Annotated in this window: 15 protein-coding genes; 11 read left to right on the top strand and 4 right to left on the bottom strand. The window is 47.9% G+C overall.

The window, feature by feature from the left end; all coding sequences use genetic code 11:
* Positions 1-4: 4 nt before the first annotated feature.
* From fdhF to ACSHWX_RS06265, 4 genes are all read left to right on the top strand, one after another.
* On the top strand, positions 5-2,857 hold the full coding sequence (fdhF, locus tag ACSHWX_RS06250) for a formate dehydrogenase subunit alpha (RefSeq protein ID WP_435667337.1): 2,853 nt from the start codon (positions 5-7) through the stop codon (positions 2,855-2,857).
* Complete coding sequence (gene fdhD, locus ACSHWX_RS06255; RefSeq protein WP_435667338.1) at positions 2,854-3,648, top strand: formate dehydrogenase accessory sulfurtransferase FdhD; 795 nt, start codon at positions 2,854-2,856, stop codon at positions 3,646-3,648. The genes fdhF and fdhD overlap by 4 nt, the downstream gene beginning before the upstream one ends.
* A gap of 155 nt (positions 3,649-3,803) precedes the next feature.
* Positions 3,804-4,457 (top strand): GntR family transcriptional regulator, encoded by a 654-nt coding sequence (locus ACSHWX_RS06260; protein ID WP_435667339.1) that lies wholly within the window; start codon positions 3,804-3,806, stop codon positions 4,455-4,457.
* Positions 4,458-4,583: 126 nt separating this feature from the next.
* Complete coding sequence (locus ACSHWX_RS06265) at positions 4,584-5,279, top strand: nitroreductase family protein (protein ID WP_435667340.1); 696 nt, start codon at positions 4,584-4,586, stop codon at positions 5,277-5,279.
* A gap of 102 nt (positions 5,280-5,381) precedes the next feature.
* On the opposite strand, the gene ACSHWX_RS06270 is transcribed toward ACSHWX_RS06265, so the two are convergent.
* Together ACSHWX_RS06270 and ald are read right to left on the bottom strand one after the other, a co-directional pair.
* The gene (locus ACSHWX_RS06270; protein ID WP_435667341.1) at positions 5,382-6,257 is read right to left on the bottom strand and encodes a LysR family transcriptional regulator; all 876 of its coding nucleotides are present in this window, start codon (positions 6,255-6,257) and stop codon (positions 5,382-5,384) included.
* Between the two features lie 308 nt (positions 6,258-6,565).
* On the bottom strand, positions 6,566-7,681 hold the full coding sequence (gene ald / locus ACSHWX_RS06275; protein ID WP_435667342.1) for an alanine dehydrogenase: 1,116 nt from the start codon (positions 7,679-7,681) through the stop codon (positions 6,566-6,568).
* Between the two features lie 125 nt (positions 7,682-7,806).
* On the opposite strand from ald, the gene ACSHWX_RS06280 reads away from it, so the two are divergent.
* From ACSHWX_RS06280 to ACSHWX_RS06300, 5 genes are all read left to right on the top strand, one after another.
* Complete coding sequence (locus ACSHWX_RS06280) at positions 7,807-8,268, top strand: Lrp/AsnC family transcriptional regulator (RefSeq protein WP_435667343.1); 462 nt, start codon at positions 7,807-7,809, stop codon at positions 8,266-8,268.
* A 160-nt stretch (positions 8,269-8,428) separates the two neighbouring features.
* Positions 8,429-10,084 (top strand): energy-dependent translational throttle protein EttA, encoded by a 1,656-nt coding sequence (ettA, locus tag ACSHWX_RS06285; protein ID WP_435667344.1) that lies wholly within the window; start codon positions 8,429-8,431, stop codon positions 10,082-10,084.
* 224 nt (positions 10,085-10,308) lie between these two features.
* A complete protein-coding gene (locus ACSHWX_RS06290) occupies positions 10,309-11,112 on the top strand; it encodes an alpha/beta fold hydrolase (RefSeq protein ID WP_435667345.1) in 804 nt (267 codons plus the stop codon).
* Positions 11,113-11,215: 103 nt separating this feature from the next.
* On the top strand, positions 11,216-12,130 hold the full coding sequence (rarD, locus tag ACSHWX_RS06295; RefSeq protein WP_435667346.1) for an EamA family transporter RarD: 915 nt from the start codon (positions 11,216-11,218) through the stop codon (positions 12,128-12,130).
* Entirely contained in the window at positions 12,127-12,705 is a 579-nt protein-coding gene (locus ACSHWX_RS06300) for an MOSC domain-containing protein (RefSeq protein ID WP_435667347.1), read from the top strand. The genes rarD and ACSHWX_RS06300 overlap by 4 nt, the downstream gene beginning before the upstream one ends.
* Here the strand turns inward: ACSHWX_RS06300 and ACSHWX_RS06305 are convergent.
* The gene (locus tag ACSHWX_RS06305; RefSeq protein ID WP_435667348.1) at positions 12,665-13,618 is read right to left on the bottom strand and encodes a LysR substrate-binding domain-containing protein; all 954 of its coding nucleotides are present in this window, start codon (positions 13,616-13,618) and stop codon (positions 12,665-12,667) included. The genes ACSHWX_RS06300 and ACSHWX_RS06305 overlap by 41 nt on opposite strands.
* Positions 13,619-13,711: 93 nt before the next feature.
* Here ACSHWX_RS06305 and ACSHWX_RS06310 point away from each other — a divergent pair, with 93 nt between their 5' ends.
* Positions 13,712-15,145 carry a catalase gene (locus ACSHWX_RS06310; RefSeq protein ID WP_435667349.1) on the top strand — a complete coding sequence of 478 codons (1,434 nt, stop codon included), beginning with the start codon at positions 13,712-13,714 and terminating at the stop codon, positions 15,143-15,145.
* A gap of 173 nt (positions 15,146-15,318) precedes the next feature.
* Positions 15,319-16,452, top strand: coding sequence for a DUF2336 domain-containing protein (locus tag ACSHWX_RS06315; RefSeq protein WP_435667350.1), 1,134 nt, complete (start codon positions 15,319-15,321; stop codon positions 16,450-16,452).
* 36 nt (positions 16,453-16,488) lie between these two features.
* Here ACSHWX_RS06315 and ACSHWX_RS06320 read toward each other — a convergent pair whose 3' ends face one another.
* Positions 16,489-16,797: an ArsR/SmtB family transcription factor gene (locus ACSHWX_RS06320; protein WP_435667351.1), complete on the bottom strand. Its 309-nt coding sequence runs from the start codon at positions 16,795-16,797 to the stop codon at positions 16,489-16,491.
* Positions 16,798-16,925 lie beyond the last annotated feature (128 nt).

Raw genomic sequence — 16,925 nt, forward strand, 5'->3', positions numbered from 1 at the left:
GACGATGGCTATCTTAAAAGAAAAAGATTTTGGAACACCCAAATCCAAATCAGTGCAAAAAGTTGAGGTGCAAATCGACGGCTTCAAAGTTGAAGTTGAAGAGGGCACCAGCGTTATGCGCGCTGCTTCCGAAATTGGCATCGATATTCCCAAACTTTGCGCGACGGACAGTTTAGATCCTTTCGGTTCTTGTCGACTTTGTTTGGTTGAAGTCGAGGGCCGCAAAGGAACACCAGCAAGCTGTACGACGCCGGTAACTACGGGCATGAAGATTTCGACGCAAACGCCGCGGCTCGAAAAGCTTCGGCGAGGGGTGATGGAATTGTATATTTCGGATCACCCGTTGGACTGCCTAACCTGCGCTGCCAATGGAGATTGCGAATTGCAGGATATGGCCGGTTCTGTCGGCTTGCGCGATGTGCGTTACGGCTATGACGGCGCGAACCATTTTGATACGCCTAAAGACCAAAGCAATCCATATTTCACGTTTGATCCTGAGAAATGCATTGTTTGCTCACGCTGCGTTCGCGCATGTGACGAGGTGCAGGGCACCTTGGCGCTGACCATTGATGGTCGCGGGTTTGGCAGTAAAGTTGCTGTTGGGGGGCAGGATTTCTTTTCCTCTGAGTGTGTTTCTTGTGGTGCATGCGTACAAGCCTGCCCAACTGCCACATTGCAGGAAAACTCTGTCATTGAGCATGGCACACCTGACCGATCTGTTTTGACCACTTGCGCATATTGCGGCGTTGGCTGCTCGTTCAAAGCGGAAATGAAGGGTGACCAGCTCATTCGCATGGTGCCTTATAAAGACGGTAAAGCGAACCACGGTCACTCATGTGTAAAAGGTCGATTTGCGTGGGGATATGCAACCCACAATGATCGGATCACGAAGCCGATGATCCGTGAGAAAATCACGGACCCTTGGCGCGAAGTTTCTTGGGATGAAGCCTTTGCTTTTTCTGCTGAGAAGCTGAAAAAGGCACAAGCGGATCACGGTCCCAAAGCCATTGGTGGCATCACATCTTCGCGTTGCACTTCAGAAGAAGTTTGGGTTGTTCAAAAAACCATTCGGGCTGCCTTTGGTAACAATAATGTAGATACATGCGCACGTGTTTGCCATTCACCAACTGGTTATGGTTTGAACCAGACGTTTGGAACGTCGGCCGGTACGCAGGACTTTGATAGTGTTGAAGAAGCTGATGTGATGATTGTCATTGGCGCCAATCCAACCGATGCGCATCCGGTATTTGCTTCGCAAATGAAACGTCGTCTTCGTGAAGGCGCTAAGCTAATTGTTGTTGATCCGCGCAAAATTGATTTGGTGAAGTCGGCCCACATTGAGGCGGAGCATCACCTGCCACTTAAACCGGGCACGAACGTTGCTGTTGTGAATGCAATTGCCCATGTTATCGCCAAAGAAGGCTTGATTGATCAGAAGTTTGTTGAAGAACGTTGCGACATGCAAAGCTTCAATGAATGGCGCAATTTCATCCTTGATAACATCAACGCGCCTGAAACCATAGCGGAAGAGAGCGGCGTGGATGCTGAAGAAATTCGTGCGGCAGCGCGCCTTTATGCAACCGGTGGCAATGCAGCGATTTACTACGGATTGGGTGTAACAGAGCACAGTCAAGGGTCCACTATGGTTATGGGCATGGCAAACCTTGCCATGGCAACGGGCAATATTGGACGACGCGGCGTGGGTGTGAACCCGCTGCGTGGACAAAACAATGTGCAGGGCTCTTGCGACATGGGTTCATTCCCGCATGAGCTTCCCGGTTACCGTTCTGTTGGCGATGACGAGGTGCGCGGCACCTTTGAAACCGCGTGGCAACGTAAACTGGATGGCGTTCCCGGATACCGTATCCCCAACATGTTTGATGAAGCCATTTCAGGGAATTACAAGGGCATGTATGTGCAAGGTGAAGATATTGCACAGTCGGACCCAAATACGCTTCACGTGGAGGCTGCTCTGAAAGCGCTGGATATCTTGATTGTTCAAGATCTCTTCCTTAATGAAACAGCGCGCTTTGCTCATGTGTTTTTGCCCGGAACATCGTTCCTTGAAAAGGACGGCACATTCATCAACGCTGAGCGACGGATTAACCGTGTGCGGCCGGTGATGAAATCTGCGACGGGTTTGGAAGAATGGGAAGTCACCCAGCGTTTGGCCAACGCCATGGGCTACACTGAAATGAACTACACTGACTCATCACAAATCATGGATGAGATTGCGGCGCTAACTCCAACATTTGCCGGTGTCAGCTTTAAGCGCTTGGATGAAAAAGGCTCCGTTCAATGGCCGTGTAATGATGACGCGCCGGACGGCACACCTATTATGCACGAGGATGGGTTTGTGCGCGGTAAGGGTGCATTTATCGTCACGGAATATGTGCCGACAACCGAAAAAACAAATCGTAAATTCCCACTTATTCTCACGACTGGTCGGATACTGAGCCAATATAATGTGGGTGCTCAAACGCGCAGGACGGACAATGTTGATTGGTGGGAAGAAGATGTGTTGGAAATCCATCCGTCTGATGCAGAAGCCAAGGGCATTCTAGACGGGCATTGGGTGTCAATTCGTTCCCGCAAGGGTGAAACGACGCTGCGAGCACTGATTTCAGAGCGGATGGCGCCAGGCGTTGTATATACAACATTCCACCACCCAGAGAGCGGGGCAAATGTGATCACCACTGAGAATTCGGATTGGGCGACCAATTGTCCCGAATATAAGGTGACTGCGGTTGAAGTGACCCCAGCCAACCACAAGTCTGAATGGCAAGAGCACTACGCGCTTGAAACGCCGCGCATGCGGAAGATTGTTGAAAAAGCGCCGGTAGAGCCTGCTGAGTGAGTAAAGATCGACCTTACAGCACAAGCACTTCCCGTCAGCTGAGTGTCTCAGTTGGCGGGAAGAACACTGATTGGCATATTGCAGAAGAATGTCCTGTTGCCTTGGTTTTCAACCAACGCAATTATGCAGTGATGTTGGCGACGCCCAGTGATCTGGAGGATTTCGCGGTCGGGTTTTCGATATCAGAACATATTGTAAATGGGCTGGGCGAAATTAGATCCATTCAAACCGAAGATGTTGGTGTTGGGCATGACATCAAGATCGAGATCGACCAAGAACGTTTGGATCGCCTCGATATTCGGCAAAAACGTCGCAACATGGTGGGGTCTGCGAGTTGCGGGCTGTGTGGCATGGAAAATGCCGATAGTTTGTTGGCACCGCTTCCCAAAGTTGGACATCACAAAAGCCCAATTGCTGAAAACGCAATCGAGAAAGCTATTCAGGCTTTGCCTGACCATCAGAAATTGAATGCGCAGACGTTTTCGGTCCATGGGGCGGCTTGGGCATCTCTTGATGGTAATATTAGTCTGGTTCGTGAAGACATTGGGCGACACAATGCGGTCGACAAGTTGCTGGGTGCGCGCGCCCGTTTGGGCGATCATGAAGATGGTTTTTTGCTTGTCAGTAGCCGATGTTCGTACGAAATTATCGAGAAGGCAGCTCGGCATGGCGTTCAAGCGGTTGTTTCGATTTCTGCGCCAACTGGATTTGCTTTGGATAAGGCGATGGAGGCGAATATTTCGCTTTATTGCTGGTCTACCCAAGGTGTGGTTCGCTTGTTTGATCTTTGATACTGGCGTCACGATTTGAATTTTCAGAGAGGTGTAAAAATTCTTTTTGTCAGACAAAGTTGTGTGTCCGGTCCGATTTGAGTAAAATCGGCTTTCGGTTACGTGTTTTATTAATTACAACAATGAGATAGGAATGTACCGGAGAGCAGGGGCGAATGGCGGGTTCAAATGTCGAGACAGTTGTTGAGATTATTACCGAATCCGTTCGCAGCGGTCGCCTTGTGCCGGGGACACGGTTGGTTGAGGCTGATTACACAAAGGAATTCGGTTTTAGCCGCAGCACGGTGCGTGAAGCGTTTCAGCGCCTTATTTCGTCTGGGCTGCTGACCTTTGAGCGCCATCGCGGTGTTGCTGTTACCAAACTTACGCGCAAACAAGCTGCAGATGTCTATTGTGTTCGAGCTAATCTTGAGGGTTTGGCTGCACGTCTTGGGACTAAAAATGCACAAGGAATGCCGCAGCGTTTTTTGCGTTTGCAGGAAGAGCTTGATGGATCTGTTTTCAATTCAGATTTAAGTTTGTTTTCAAACTTAAACACTCAATTTCATAGTCTGATTGCTGAATCTGCCGATAATATCTACTTGCTACAGGCGATAAAACGGTTTGAAACCTCAATCTTTTGGCTGCAGTTCAGAGTGTTGGTGGGGCAAAACGCGGTCTTCACAACAAATGATGATCATCAGGTTATTGTTCGCGCGATGGTGAATGGCGATGCACAAGCTGCAGAGTTGGCAATGATTCAACATATTCATAAAGCCGGCGACTTAGTGCAGGCATTGGACGATGACTATTTTCGTGCTGATGAGTAGCCAACGAGCGGGTTGAACACACTTACATTTTTAGTTTTTTGTGATGTGAAGACTGAATTGGTCTTGCAATTTGGCATTTCCTTGAATATTGTCTGACAATCTAATCAGACAATATTGGGGAATATGGTGATTGATCATCAATTTGACGAAGATTTCCAACCTGTTTTGCTTCCGGACTACAAAGAAAAGTCACTAGAAGATATGCGAGCGGCTGCCGATGCTTTTTATGACCGCGTTAAGCAGCGCCATACTGTTCGTGAATTTTCGGATCGACCAGTTCCTCGTGACATAATTGAAAAATGCTTGTTGGCGGCAGGAACTGCGCCAAATGGTGCAAATCATCAGCCTTGGCATTTTAGTGCGATTTCAAATCCAGAAATGAAATCAAAAATTCGTGTCGCAGCGGAAGAAGAAGAACTTAGCTTTTACGAAGGACGCGCCGGTGAAGAATGGCTGCGCGCCCTAAAGCCAATTGGTACTGATCCCGAAAAACCGTTTTTGGAAACGGCACCTTGGTTGATCAGTATTTTTGGGCAACGCCGGTCAATTGGCGCCGACGGCCAAAAATACAAGAACTATTATGTGCCAGAGTCAGTTTCGATTGCTACAGGGTTCTTGTTGTTGGCTTTACACGAAGCTGGGCTGGTCTCGCTAACCCACACGCCGAATCCCATGAGCTTTTTGACAAAGCTTTGCGATCGGCCGTCAACTGACAAACCATATATTTTGCTTGTTGTTGGGTATCCGGCGGCTGACGCGAGAATTCCCAAACATGCGATGCAGAAAAAGCCTCTCCAGGAGATTTCAACATTCTTTGAGTAATCGCAAAATTGCTTTAGGCGTTGAAATTGAAGTGAAAAAGGTCAGCTCTGGACGGCTGGCCTTTTTTGCGTTTCATCATTGTCGTTAGGCCAGGCACCAAAATTACATATTTGCAAATTTATGGACCAAGAAATCGATGAAAACGCGCGTCTTTAGGGCTAGGCGACGCCGATGTGGGTAAAGAACGTAAAGCGGTGTTGTTTCCTCAGCAAGGCCTGGAAGAAGAACTTTAAGTTTTCCCTCTTTTACTGAATCTTTGACGATGAAGTTGGGCAGGTAAGCCATTCCAACGCCTGCTTCCGTCATCCGCAAAATTGCTTCGCCGTTGTTGGAACGTGCGCGCTCAAATTCTGAATTTGTTCGAATCGATTGCCAAACTGGTGTAGCGGTACGCAAGGTATAACCGATCGACGGCCAATGTTTGAGGCCATCAACGGTTGATGGTTCACCGCCCATTTTTTCGATGAGATTTGGTGCAGCAACAATAATATGTTTTGTCTCGGCAAATTTACGAACAATTAGGGAGTCAGAACCAGTTGCCCCGATCCTGATGGCGAGATCCATGCCTTGTTCAACAATATCGACAAATCTATCACTGAGTTGAATATCCACCTGAACCTTGGGGTGCTTTTCCATGAATTCAGGTAGTAGTGGGGTGATCCGCTGTGTTCCAAATGTCATTGGAGAACTAATGCGCAGGAGGCCCTGAGGTTCAAGACCCTTTTCGGCAAAGCGACTTTCAATCTCAGCATTCTGCTCCAAAATGGCGCGACAATGCTCTAAATATTCTGCTCCAACTTCCGTCAGAGATACTTTACGAGTTGTTCGATTGAGCAACCGGACATCGAGGCGTTCTTCTAAAAGACTTAGTGTTCGAGACACAATTGCCTTCGAGCATCCAAGCTTATCAGCTGCTGCTGTTATTCCGCTATTTTCAGCAACTGCCACGAATGTTTGCATTGCATTGAGCATGTCCATTTTATCACCCTTTCAAACAAACCTCCGCTTTTTAATATATTAACATCAAATTTATGAACGGTCGTCAATTGCGTAAAATGACCGACCGGATTTGCACTGAATTTTTTTATTATATTTAATAATAGGTTATGCGAAATTGTCTTCATTGTTGTTAACTAGAATAAGGTCTGTACCATCGCGTATACGTAAAATCCACTAGTTTCATTAACCAGCGGGTAAATTGCTTTCATATCCATGAATTTGAAACGTCAAAGCCGACACGCTTTTTTTTAACGTGCCGGCTTTCAAGATGGATCAGTTTTTGTTTTTTAGTTTAAGAAAGTGTCTGCATTCACATAGTCATAACCCAGATCGATAGCTACTGGTTCGCATGTGACTTTACCTTCACACACGTTCAGACCGTTTTTCAGATGTGAGTCGTCTTTCAGGGCCTTTTTCCAACCCTTGTTTGCGATTTGTACGGCGTGATGCAGCGTTGAGTTGTTTAATGCATATGTTGATGTACGAGCCACGGCTCCAGGCATATTTGCCACACAGTAATGAACGACATCATCAACAACATATGTTGGCTCTGCATGGGTTGTGGCTTTTGATGTTTCAAAGCAACCGCCTTGGTCAATGGCCACGTCCACCAAAACAGCGCCAGCTTGCATGGTTTTTAACATCTCGCGGCTGACAAGTTTGGGTGCTGATGCACCTGGAACAAGGACAGCTCCGATTACGAGATCTGCGGTCGCTACGAGCTCTTCCAACGCTGCTTTTGTGGAGTAAATCACTTTAGCACTGGCTTCAAAGTGGTTGGACAAACGCTCCAGCTGTGAAGGGTTTCGATCGAGTATCGTTACGTCGGCATGCATGCCAACGGCCATCTGTGCTGCGTTAAAACCAACAACGCCGCCGCCAACAACAATCACCTTTGCAGGAGCAACGCCGGGTACGCCGCCCATCAAGACACCGCGCCCGCCGTGTGCCTTTTCCAGTGCTGCTGCGCCAGCTTGAATGGACATACGCCCAGCAACTTGGCTCATGGGCTTCAGAAGCGGAAGTCCGCCTTGATTGTCAGTTACGGTTTCATAGGCAATGCAAATCGCGCCGCTATCGACCAAATCCTTTGTTTGTTCTGGATCAGGAGCAAGGTGAAGATATGTATAAAGAATTTGACCTGGTTTGAGCATGGCCCGTTCTGCTGGTTGGGGCTCTTTTACTTTCACGATCATCTCTGCGGTGTCGAACACTTCTGCTGCTGTCGATAAGACTTTTGCGCCAGCCGCAGTATAAACTTCGTCAGCCGCGCCAATGCCGGCACCAGCTTGTGTTTGGACAAAAAGTTCGTGACCATGTGCCACAAGTTCGGCAACGCTCTCTGGCGTTAGGCCGACCCGATATTCATGATTTTTAATTTCCTTTGGAACACCAATGCGCATTTTAAAACCTCCTCCAGTGTTGATTTCATAAAAGTGTATTATGAAGTGGGGTGGAGAAATTTGCGGATATCATCTAAAACGGACTGATATTAGGAGATAATCCAAGAATTTGGGAGAATATCAGGATGATTGTGCTAGATCAGCTGGATCGTCGAATCTTACGCGCATTGCAAAAGGATTGCCGAATTCCGATGCATGAGCTCGGGGATGAAGTTGGTCTGTCCTCGTCAGCATGTCACCGCCGGGTAAAGCTGTTGGAGGAACGAGGGCTTATTTCTGGCTACCACGCCCATCTCAATTCAGACAAGTTGGGGTTTGGGATGAATTTTTATGTGGAAATTGTTCTAACCGATCAAAGCGAGGCAACGTTGAAGGAGTTTGAAGGAGCTGTACGTTCTGCCCCTGAGATTTTGGAATGTGCCTTGGTGGCCGGCGCCGCTGACTATTTGTTGCGGCTTGTTTGCGAGGACGCCGAGGATTTTGAGCGTGTCCACAGAACACGTTTGTCTCGACTGCCGCATGTAACCAAAATTCAATCCAATTTAGCGATCCGTGTCGTGAAGCCGCTAAGTGGCTTGCCCGTATAGCAATCAGTTCGATTAAGCCCTGATTGAGAAAAAATGGAGCATAGTGTGCCCCCACAAATGTAAAGGGTTCTTGTTTTCATCGCTCAACCATTGCCCAAGCAGCTCGTTTCGCTTAACAGGGTGCAAACCAATTTTACTTGTTTTCGGAGCTGCACATTTCATGGCACGGCAATTCATCTATCACATGCATGGCATGTCCAAGACCTATTCTGGTGGCAAGAAGGTTCTGGATAACATTCACCTAAGCTTTTACCCTGACGCCAAGATTGGTGTGCTGGGGCCTAACGGTTCTGGTAAATCAACGCTTCTCAAAATCATGGCAGGCCTAGACACTGAGTTTCAAGGTGAAGCTTGGGTCGCAGAAGGCGCTAAAGTTGGCTATTTGCCGCAAGAGCCACAACTTGACGCGAGCCTCGATGTCAAAGGCAACGTGATGCTTGGGGTGAAAGAAAAGCAGGACATCATCGAGCGTTATAACGAATTGATGATGAACTATTCTGAAGAGACCGCCGATGAAGGCGCTGCGCTTCAGGATCAGATCGACGCTGAAAATCTATGGGATTTGGACAGTAAAGTAGAAATGGCGATGGAAGCGCTTCGTTGCCCTCCGGGTGATGCTTCGGTTGAAAACCTTTCTGGTGGTGAAGCACGTCGTGTTGCGCTGTGCCAATTGCTGTTGGCTGCACCTGATCTTTTGTTGCTCGATGAGCCAACCAACCACTTGGATGCTGAAACAACATCATGGCTTGAAAAGCACCTGCGCGAATATACTGGTTCCGTGTTGATCATTACCCACGATCGTTATTTCTTGGACAATGTTACGGGATGGATTTTGGAACTCGACCGTGGTCGTGGCATTCCATACGAAGGCAACTATTCAGCCTATCTTGGCCAAAAAGCGAAACGCTTTGCACAAGAAGGTCGTGAGGATGCTGCCCGTGAACGTGTATTGAACCGCGAACAAGAGTGGATGGCCGCTTCGCCAAAAGCGCGTCAAACAAAGTCTAAAGCGCGTGTTAAAGCTTATGACGAGTTGGTGAAAGTCAACGAAGCGCGGACGCAGTCCAATAGCGCGCAAATCATTATTCCACCTGGCGAACGTCTTGGTGATCAGGTGATTGATGTTGAGGGTTTGAACAAAGGCTTTGGCGACCGATTGTTGATTGAGGATTTGAACTTCAAGCTACCCGCTGGTGGTATTGTTGGCATTATCGGCCCCAACGGCGCGGGTAAATCAACGCTTTTCAAAATGCTCACTGGTCAAGAACAACCTGACGGTGGTTCCATTACCATTGGGGACACGGTGAAACTCGGCTATGTTGATCAAAGCCGTGATGCGCTTGATGCCAACAAAACGGTCTGGGAAGAAATTTCTGAAGGCAATGATATCATCATGCTTGGCAAGCGTGAAATGAACAGCCGTGCCTACACGTCGACGTTTAACTTTAAGGGTGGCGATCAGCAGCAAAAAGTTGGATCCCTGTCTGGTGGGCAACGTAACCGCGTACATTTGGCAAAAATGTTGAAGTCGGGTTCGAACGTTCTACTGCTCGATGAACCAACCAACGATTTGGACACCGAAACACTTTCCGCGCTGGAAGAAGCGTTGGAAGAGTTTGCTGGTTGCGCTGTGGTGATTTCTCACGATCGGATGTTCTTGGATCGCTTGGCGACACATATGTTATCGTTTGAAGGCGACAGCCACGTTGAATGGTTTGAAGGCAATTTCGCTGAATATGAAGCCGACAAAATCCGCCGCTTAGGCGCGGATTCGGTTAACCCAAAACGGGTGACGTACAAGCCGTTGACGCGATAGGTTGGTTGCTGGATACATCAGCCTTTATGTCTGAACCGTTTTGGATAAGGCATTGGACTGGATGACGAATTGGATTGGGCAGGAGCAGCAATTGCTTCTGCCCAATTGCTTTTGCTGATCAGGCGTAACCAATTTATGTTTGTGCAACTGAATTAGTGTTGCTTTGTATACTGCCCAAATCCGACGACTCATATATTCTAATGCGACAGGTTAGGGGCAAACGCATGGCGAATTTTCAATTATCCGTAGATGGCGGTACGATTTTTGGCGTCAGCCAAGGTGAGGGATTGCCCGTTGTTTTTCTACATGCGGGCGTCACGGATTGCAGAATGTGGCAGCCGCAGCTCGACAATTTGGATGTCGATGTTCACGCCATCGCTTACGACAGACGTGGGTTTGGACAAACTGTTAGCGATGATGTTGAATTCAATGAAATTGACGATTTAGAAGCGGTGCTATCGCACTTCGGTGTTGGAGCTGCCATTTTTCTGGGTTGCTCACAGGGTGGCCGTTTGGCAATTGATTTTGCGTTGCGACATCCTGATCAGACAGCTGGGCTTGTCTTGATTTCGAGTTCTGTTTCTGGCGCACCTTCGCCTGATCTTCCACCTGAATATGATCCCATATTGACGGCACTTGATCACGCTGATCAAACGGACGATGTTGATCAAATCAATCTTATCGAAGCCCACGCTTGGCTTGACGGTCCTCTGCAACAAAGTGGTCGCGTGGACGGTGCTTTGCGGGAACTGTTTTTGCAAATGAATGAGCAAGCGCTTCGCCATGCCGATTTACCTCAAGAAGAAGACCGAGACGAGGCATGGGAATTGTTGGATCAAGTCAATGCGCCCACACTGCTTGTTTGTGGAGAGCATGATTTTGCCCATGTAATTGAGCGGCATTCCATTCTGGCCGACGAGCTTATTAATTCCGCTGACGTCATGATTGAAGGCTGTGCTCACCTGTTGAGCATGGAGCGGCCTGACCTTTTCAATCCATTCTTATCGCAGTTTTTGGGCTCCTATTAGTTGATCGATCAATCTTGGTGATCATCGCCATTGATTTGTTTTGTTGGTTTCGAGCTTGCTCGCGTGGTAGCTTTCTTCTCCTACCGCATAAAGAGACACTCGAATGACAGATGAGAATGCCGCGCGCGAGACAAAACTCGGCGGAATAAGTGCTGTTTCTGCCTATATTTTGTGGGGCATAGCACCGCTTTATTTCAAGCTGGTGGGTGATATCAGCGTTTATACAATTATTGCGCACCGGGTGATTTGGGCTGCGCTTTTTGTCGCTTTGTTTCTCATAATGGTCAATAGAATTAGGGAGATATTGCCGATCTTCCAATCGAAAAAGTCGATGGTTTGGCTTGTCTTTTCAACAATCACGATCACGGTGAATTGGGGGCTCTTTGTTTGGGCCGTCGACAATGATCAATTGCTGGCCGTCAGTTTTGGCTATTTCATCAATCCTTTGGTCAATGTGGCCATTGGGATGGTGCTTTTGGGTGAACGGCAAAACAAGCTGCAAGCCCTCGCGATTGGAATTGCGGTGATTGCCGTCGCTATTCAAGCCGTTGGCCTCGGGGGACTGCCCTGGATTTCGCTAACACTGGCATTCAGTTTCGGGTTTTACAGTTATTTTCGTAAAACAGTAGAAGTTGGTGCGGCGCCTGGTTTGTTGATTGAAACACTATTGTTGGTGCCATTTGCGGTGGTGCTTCTGATTTGGTTGGGGCCGACCAACCCTATTCCTGTTGGCGACAGCACACCTTCAATCTGGGTTTTGTTGATGTTGCTTGGGCCAGTAACTGCGATACCGCTCGTTCTTTTTTCTATCGGTGCTCGGCGTTTGCGCCTGACGACAATGGGTATCTTTCAATATATCGCGCCTTCAATTCATTTCATAATGGCTGTTTGGTTGCTTGGTGAGCCGCTTGGCCAATTGCGGTTATTGAGCTTTGTTTTGATTTGGGTATCGTTGGCAGTATTCACCTATGATTCTGTTTCCAGACAGGCAAAAATAAGAAAAGCGAAGCGAACATGACGAGCATTGGCGCACAAAAACTTATCGGAAAACTCGAGGGACTATTTATAGCCGACGGGGAAGGTTTTGTTTCGCGACCTGTTGATCAAATTGAGTTGGATTTCAACGGTATTATTGGCGACCATCATCATGGACTTACGCGTAAGTCGGGTGGTCGAGAGCCTTGGTACAAGCGCGGTACTGAGATGCGCAATGAGCGTCATATTTCAATTCTGTCGCAAGAAGAACTGGCAGAAATTGGTGATGCGTTAAACTTGGACGAATTAGATGTGGGGCGGATCGGTGCAAATTTTGTCACCAAGGACATTCCCAACCTGTCCCGCGTGCCGTCACGCACTTTGTTCTTTTTCCCCTCCGGTGCCGTGGTACGCATTGATGGCTATAATGCGCCTTGTAAGATCTCCGGTAAAAGCCTGCAGGACGCGCAAGAAGGCCGCGACGATATCGAGTTTGGATTTGTCAAAGCGGCAAAAACAACGCGCGGTATTGTCGGCTGGGTAGAACGTCCCGGCATCATCAATGTAGGTGATGAGATCAAGGTGCGCGTTTGGCCGCAGGAACTTTATGTTGTTTAGAGGGGAGTTCATTCTCTTCGACCAGGGTTTGTCGTCCAATGGTACTAACAATTTCCGCAATGTCCTGAAATACACTGGAAAGCGGCGAGGAACGTCGCCAGACCATTGAGATTACGCGTCCAGCTCCGGGTTGCTTTAGACTGATAAGGTTTAGTCGGTTGCCTTGCCCCTCACGACGTAAACTAATAGCCGGCAAAAGCGTCATGCCTAAGCCATTGGCAACCAGTTCTACTATTGTAGACAGGGACGTCGCAGCGAATGTCTTTTGCCCCAGGTCCGCGCCCAACCGACACGCATCAACCGTTTGATCACGCAGGCAATGACCTTCAGACAATAAAAGCATCTGTTCGCGTTCTACTTGAGACAAATCGACAGGTCCAACAATGTTGCTGGTTGGTGGTGTTGCCAGAACAAACGGATCGGCAAAAAGTTGGGTTTGCACCAATCGCTCGTCATTTACATCAGTCGCCAATATGCCGAAATCGCATTCTCCGCTTTTCACCGCGCCTATTAGATCGTCTGTGGTTCTTTCGCTTGCAAAAAACCGAAGCGGGTCCATTTGGGTCACAAGTGCAGGCAGCAATGTCGGCAGCAAATAGGGCGCGACGGTGGGGATGAGTCCCATCGTTATGGTCATCTGCATCTGATTGGGATTGCGGGCGAACTGTTCTTCCAACTCAGTTGTGAGGCCTGAAATTCGCTTGATATCTTTAAGAAAGAGTTTGCCACGCGGTGTGGGGAGTACAGTTTTTCCCGTACGTTCGAATATCGCCCAGCCTAGATGTTCCTCAAGCAATGTAATCTGCTGAGAAAGCGCGGGCTGGGTGACAAAACAATCGTTTGCGGCGCGGCCAAAGTGGCGTTGGTGTTCTACCGCAAGCGCATAGCGCATTTGTTTTAGGGTTATCATCATTAGATTTTCTAATTGATTTGGTAATATTAATCAATTTGATTGTTGATGTCAGGGAATTTAGGCTGTGCTCATAATTTAAGGAAGGGATTGAACATGACCAAAACGCCTACACTAACAACGACTGGTGGCGCACCAATTTCCGACAATCAAAACACACAGACTGCTGGGGAACGCGGCCCGGTTTTGATGCAGGACTATCAACTGATTGAAAAACTTGCCCATCAAAACCGTGAGCGTATTCCTGAGCGTGCGGTTCACGCTAAAGGTTGGGGTGCGTTTGGTACGTTGACGGTTACAGAAGATATTTCTAAATATACTCGTGCGGCAGCGCTGCAAAAGGGTGTGACGACTGATATGCTGGCGCGCTTTTCAACCGTAGCAGGTGAATTGGGTGCGGCAGATGCGGAACGTGATGTTCGTGGGTTTGCGCTCAAATTCTACACCCAAGAGGGAAACTGGGACTTGGTTGGCAACAACACACCTGTGTTCTTTGTTCGAGACCCGATGAAATTTCCAGACTTCATCCATACGCAAAAACGGCATCCGAGGACAAACTTGCGCTCAAGCACGGCGATGTGGGACTTTTGGTCCCTTTCACCCGAGAGCTTGCATCAAGTTACCATTTTGATGTCAGATCGCGGATTGCCCGTCGCGCCGATGTATATGAATGGTTATGGGTCACACACCTTTTCCATGTGGAATGCGGATGGCGAGCGTGTTTGGGTGAAGTTTCATTTCAAAACCCATCAAGGCCACAAACACTACACAAATGCGGAAGCAAGCAAGGTTGTGGGTGAGAGCCGCGAGACTTATCAAGAGGAGCTGTTTGGCACCATTGATCGGGGGGAGTTTCCGAAGTGGCGTGTTTGCATTCAAGTCATGAGTGAAGAACAGGCGAACGATACCTCGTTCAATCCATTTGATTTGACCAAAGTCTGGCCACATGGGGATTATCCGTTGATTGATGTTGGTGTGATGGAATTGAACCGCAACGCTGATAACTATTTTGCGCAGATCGAACAAGCAGCGTTTTCACCATCCAACGTTGTGCCAGGCATTGGATATTCGCCGGATAAAATGTTGCAAGCGCGGGTCTTCTCATATGCAGACGCGCATCGATATCGGTTGGGCACGCACTATGAAGCACTGCCCGTGAACCAGCCTGTAAGTCCAGTTCATCATTATCATAAAGATGGGCAAATGAATTTTATGGGGCAAAAAACCGGTAATGTGGATGCCTATTACGAGCCAAATAGTTTTGGCGGCGCGCATGAAGACCCGAGTGTTGCAGAGCCGCCACTGGCGGTCGAAGGGGTGGCAGATAGGCACAACCATCGGATTGGCAATGATGATTTCTCACAGCCGCGTGAACTGTTTGAATTGTTCGATGAAGGCGAAAAACAACGCCTTTACGCCAACGTAGCCGCAGCAATGGACGGCGTACCACAAGACATTGTTGATCGTCAGCTAGCTCTATTTGCTCAGGTTCATCCTGACTATGCTGCTGGTGTTAGGTCTGCGCTTTAGCTTTGGTCGGTTTAAAATTTGAGCTCGGCGCTTTGGTGCGCCGGGCTTCTTGGTTAATAGTTTACCCGTTTCATTGGTGCACTTAGAGGCAAATTTGAACTAAAAGTTTCAGTGCCCTCGCATACTTGTTGTCCATAGTCACTTTCAACATCAGGGATTTTGGAGGTGATATTGTGGAAAGTACTAGTGGTAAAGGGTCAGCGTTTTCGAACTTTCATGTTTTGAACAATCGTTCAGACAGTATCGAATGTGCTGCGCTTATGCGGAACATGGCGAAACTATTTCACCATGTTGTAGATCGCTGTGACGATGAGCAAATCGCGAAATATGATGAAGTATTATGTCAATTGGCTGAGGTCGTTGAAGCAGAAGCGCGTGCAGAGGTGGCAAAATTACTCGCACCCTTAAGCCGAGCGCCTGGTGCGGTGGTTATTAAGTTGGCACACGATGAAATTGAAGTTGCTGCGCCATTGCTTGAGTTCTCAAGTGTTCTTTCGGACGATGATTTGATTGAGATTGTTCAAGGACAATCTGATGAACATCGTTGGGCTATTGCTGGACGTAATCCCGTTACAGACCGAGTTGGTTCTGAAATCGTTGAATGCGCGGATAGCAGTGCGATATTGCGGTTGGTTGAAAACAAGAACGCGCAAATTGGCCAACAAACGGGTTCAGGATTGATCGCCCGTGCGGCAAATGACAAGTCAATTGCCGCAAGCCTTGGAAATCGCCGGGACGTAAATTGGAAAGAAATTCATTCACGTCTATCTGCTGCTGGCCAAAGCGCCTTAAAGCAGCTTTCAGACGCGAACATTGACGTTGATGAAGAAAAGATTGTCGACGCACAGTCTGTTGTTCTCAACCGGGTACGCAACGAAGTTGGCTTTAACGCAACCGAGTGGAAAATGGCTTGGGGACAAGTGAAGGCGCTTGCGGATCGTCGGCAGTTTAATTTGAAATCAGTTGAACGGTTTTGCCGGTTTGGCTATGGCCATCATGTCGCAAGTTCATTGGCAATCTTGCTGCGGATAAAACCTGAAGTCTTGATCAAGTGGCTCGCCACACAAGACACCAGCGCCGTAACCGTCGCTGTTCGCGCAATGAATTTTAAACCTGACCTGTTCAAGCAGATATTTTCATCACTGCCTTGGCGCGACAAAGTCTCGGTCGAAGACGCCGAAGAATCTGTCATCAAATATGATTTGCTTTCGCAAAAAGATGCACATGATATTTTTGAGATGTGGAGAGCCCATTCGTTCGCGAAAAAGGGCAGCCCAGAACGGCAACAGTCCGTAAACGTTGCTTAGTCTTTTCTCTATTTTTAAAAAAGTTAGCTGAACGGGCTACCCGTTCAGCTTTAACCATTCGGCAACTTGTGAAAGTGCGGTTTTATCGAGTGAGCAAATTCGCCACTGTCGATCAATACGTCTTTCGATCACACCTGCAGATTCTAGAACCCGCAAATGTCTGGATATTGCTGGAGCTGTGATTGCATATGGCTCGCTTAGTGCGCCAACCGACTGCTCTCCTTTAGATGAAAGTTGCTCTACAATTGAGATCCTAATTGGATCTGATAGTGCGTTAAGGATACCGCAAAGCCGGAGCTTTTTCGCATCTATTTCCTTAACAGTTGCGTGACCTTGTTTTGTCATCTTGTTTACGACTCTTATTTAATCTTTGATTTAATTGATGTTTTTGTTATTGAGGTCGTTTATTTTGGCAGTAGAATTGGTTTAACCTATTTCGTTGCCAAATTCTGTAATTGGGATATAAAGATACC

This window comes from Maritalea sp., from assembly GCF_051251695.1.
GTDB lineage: Bacteria > Pseudomonadota > Alphaproteobacteria > Rhizobiales > Devosiaceae > Maritalea.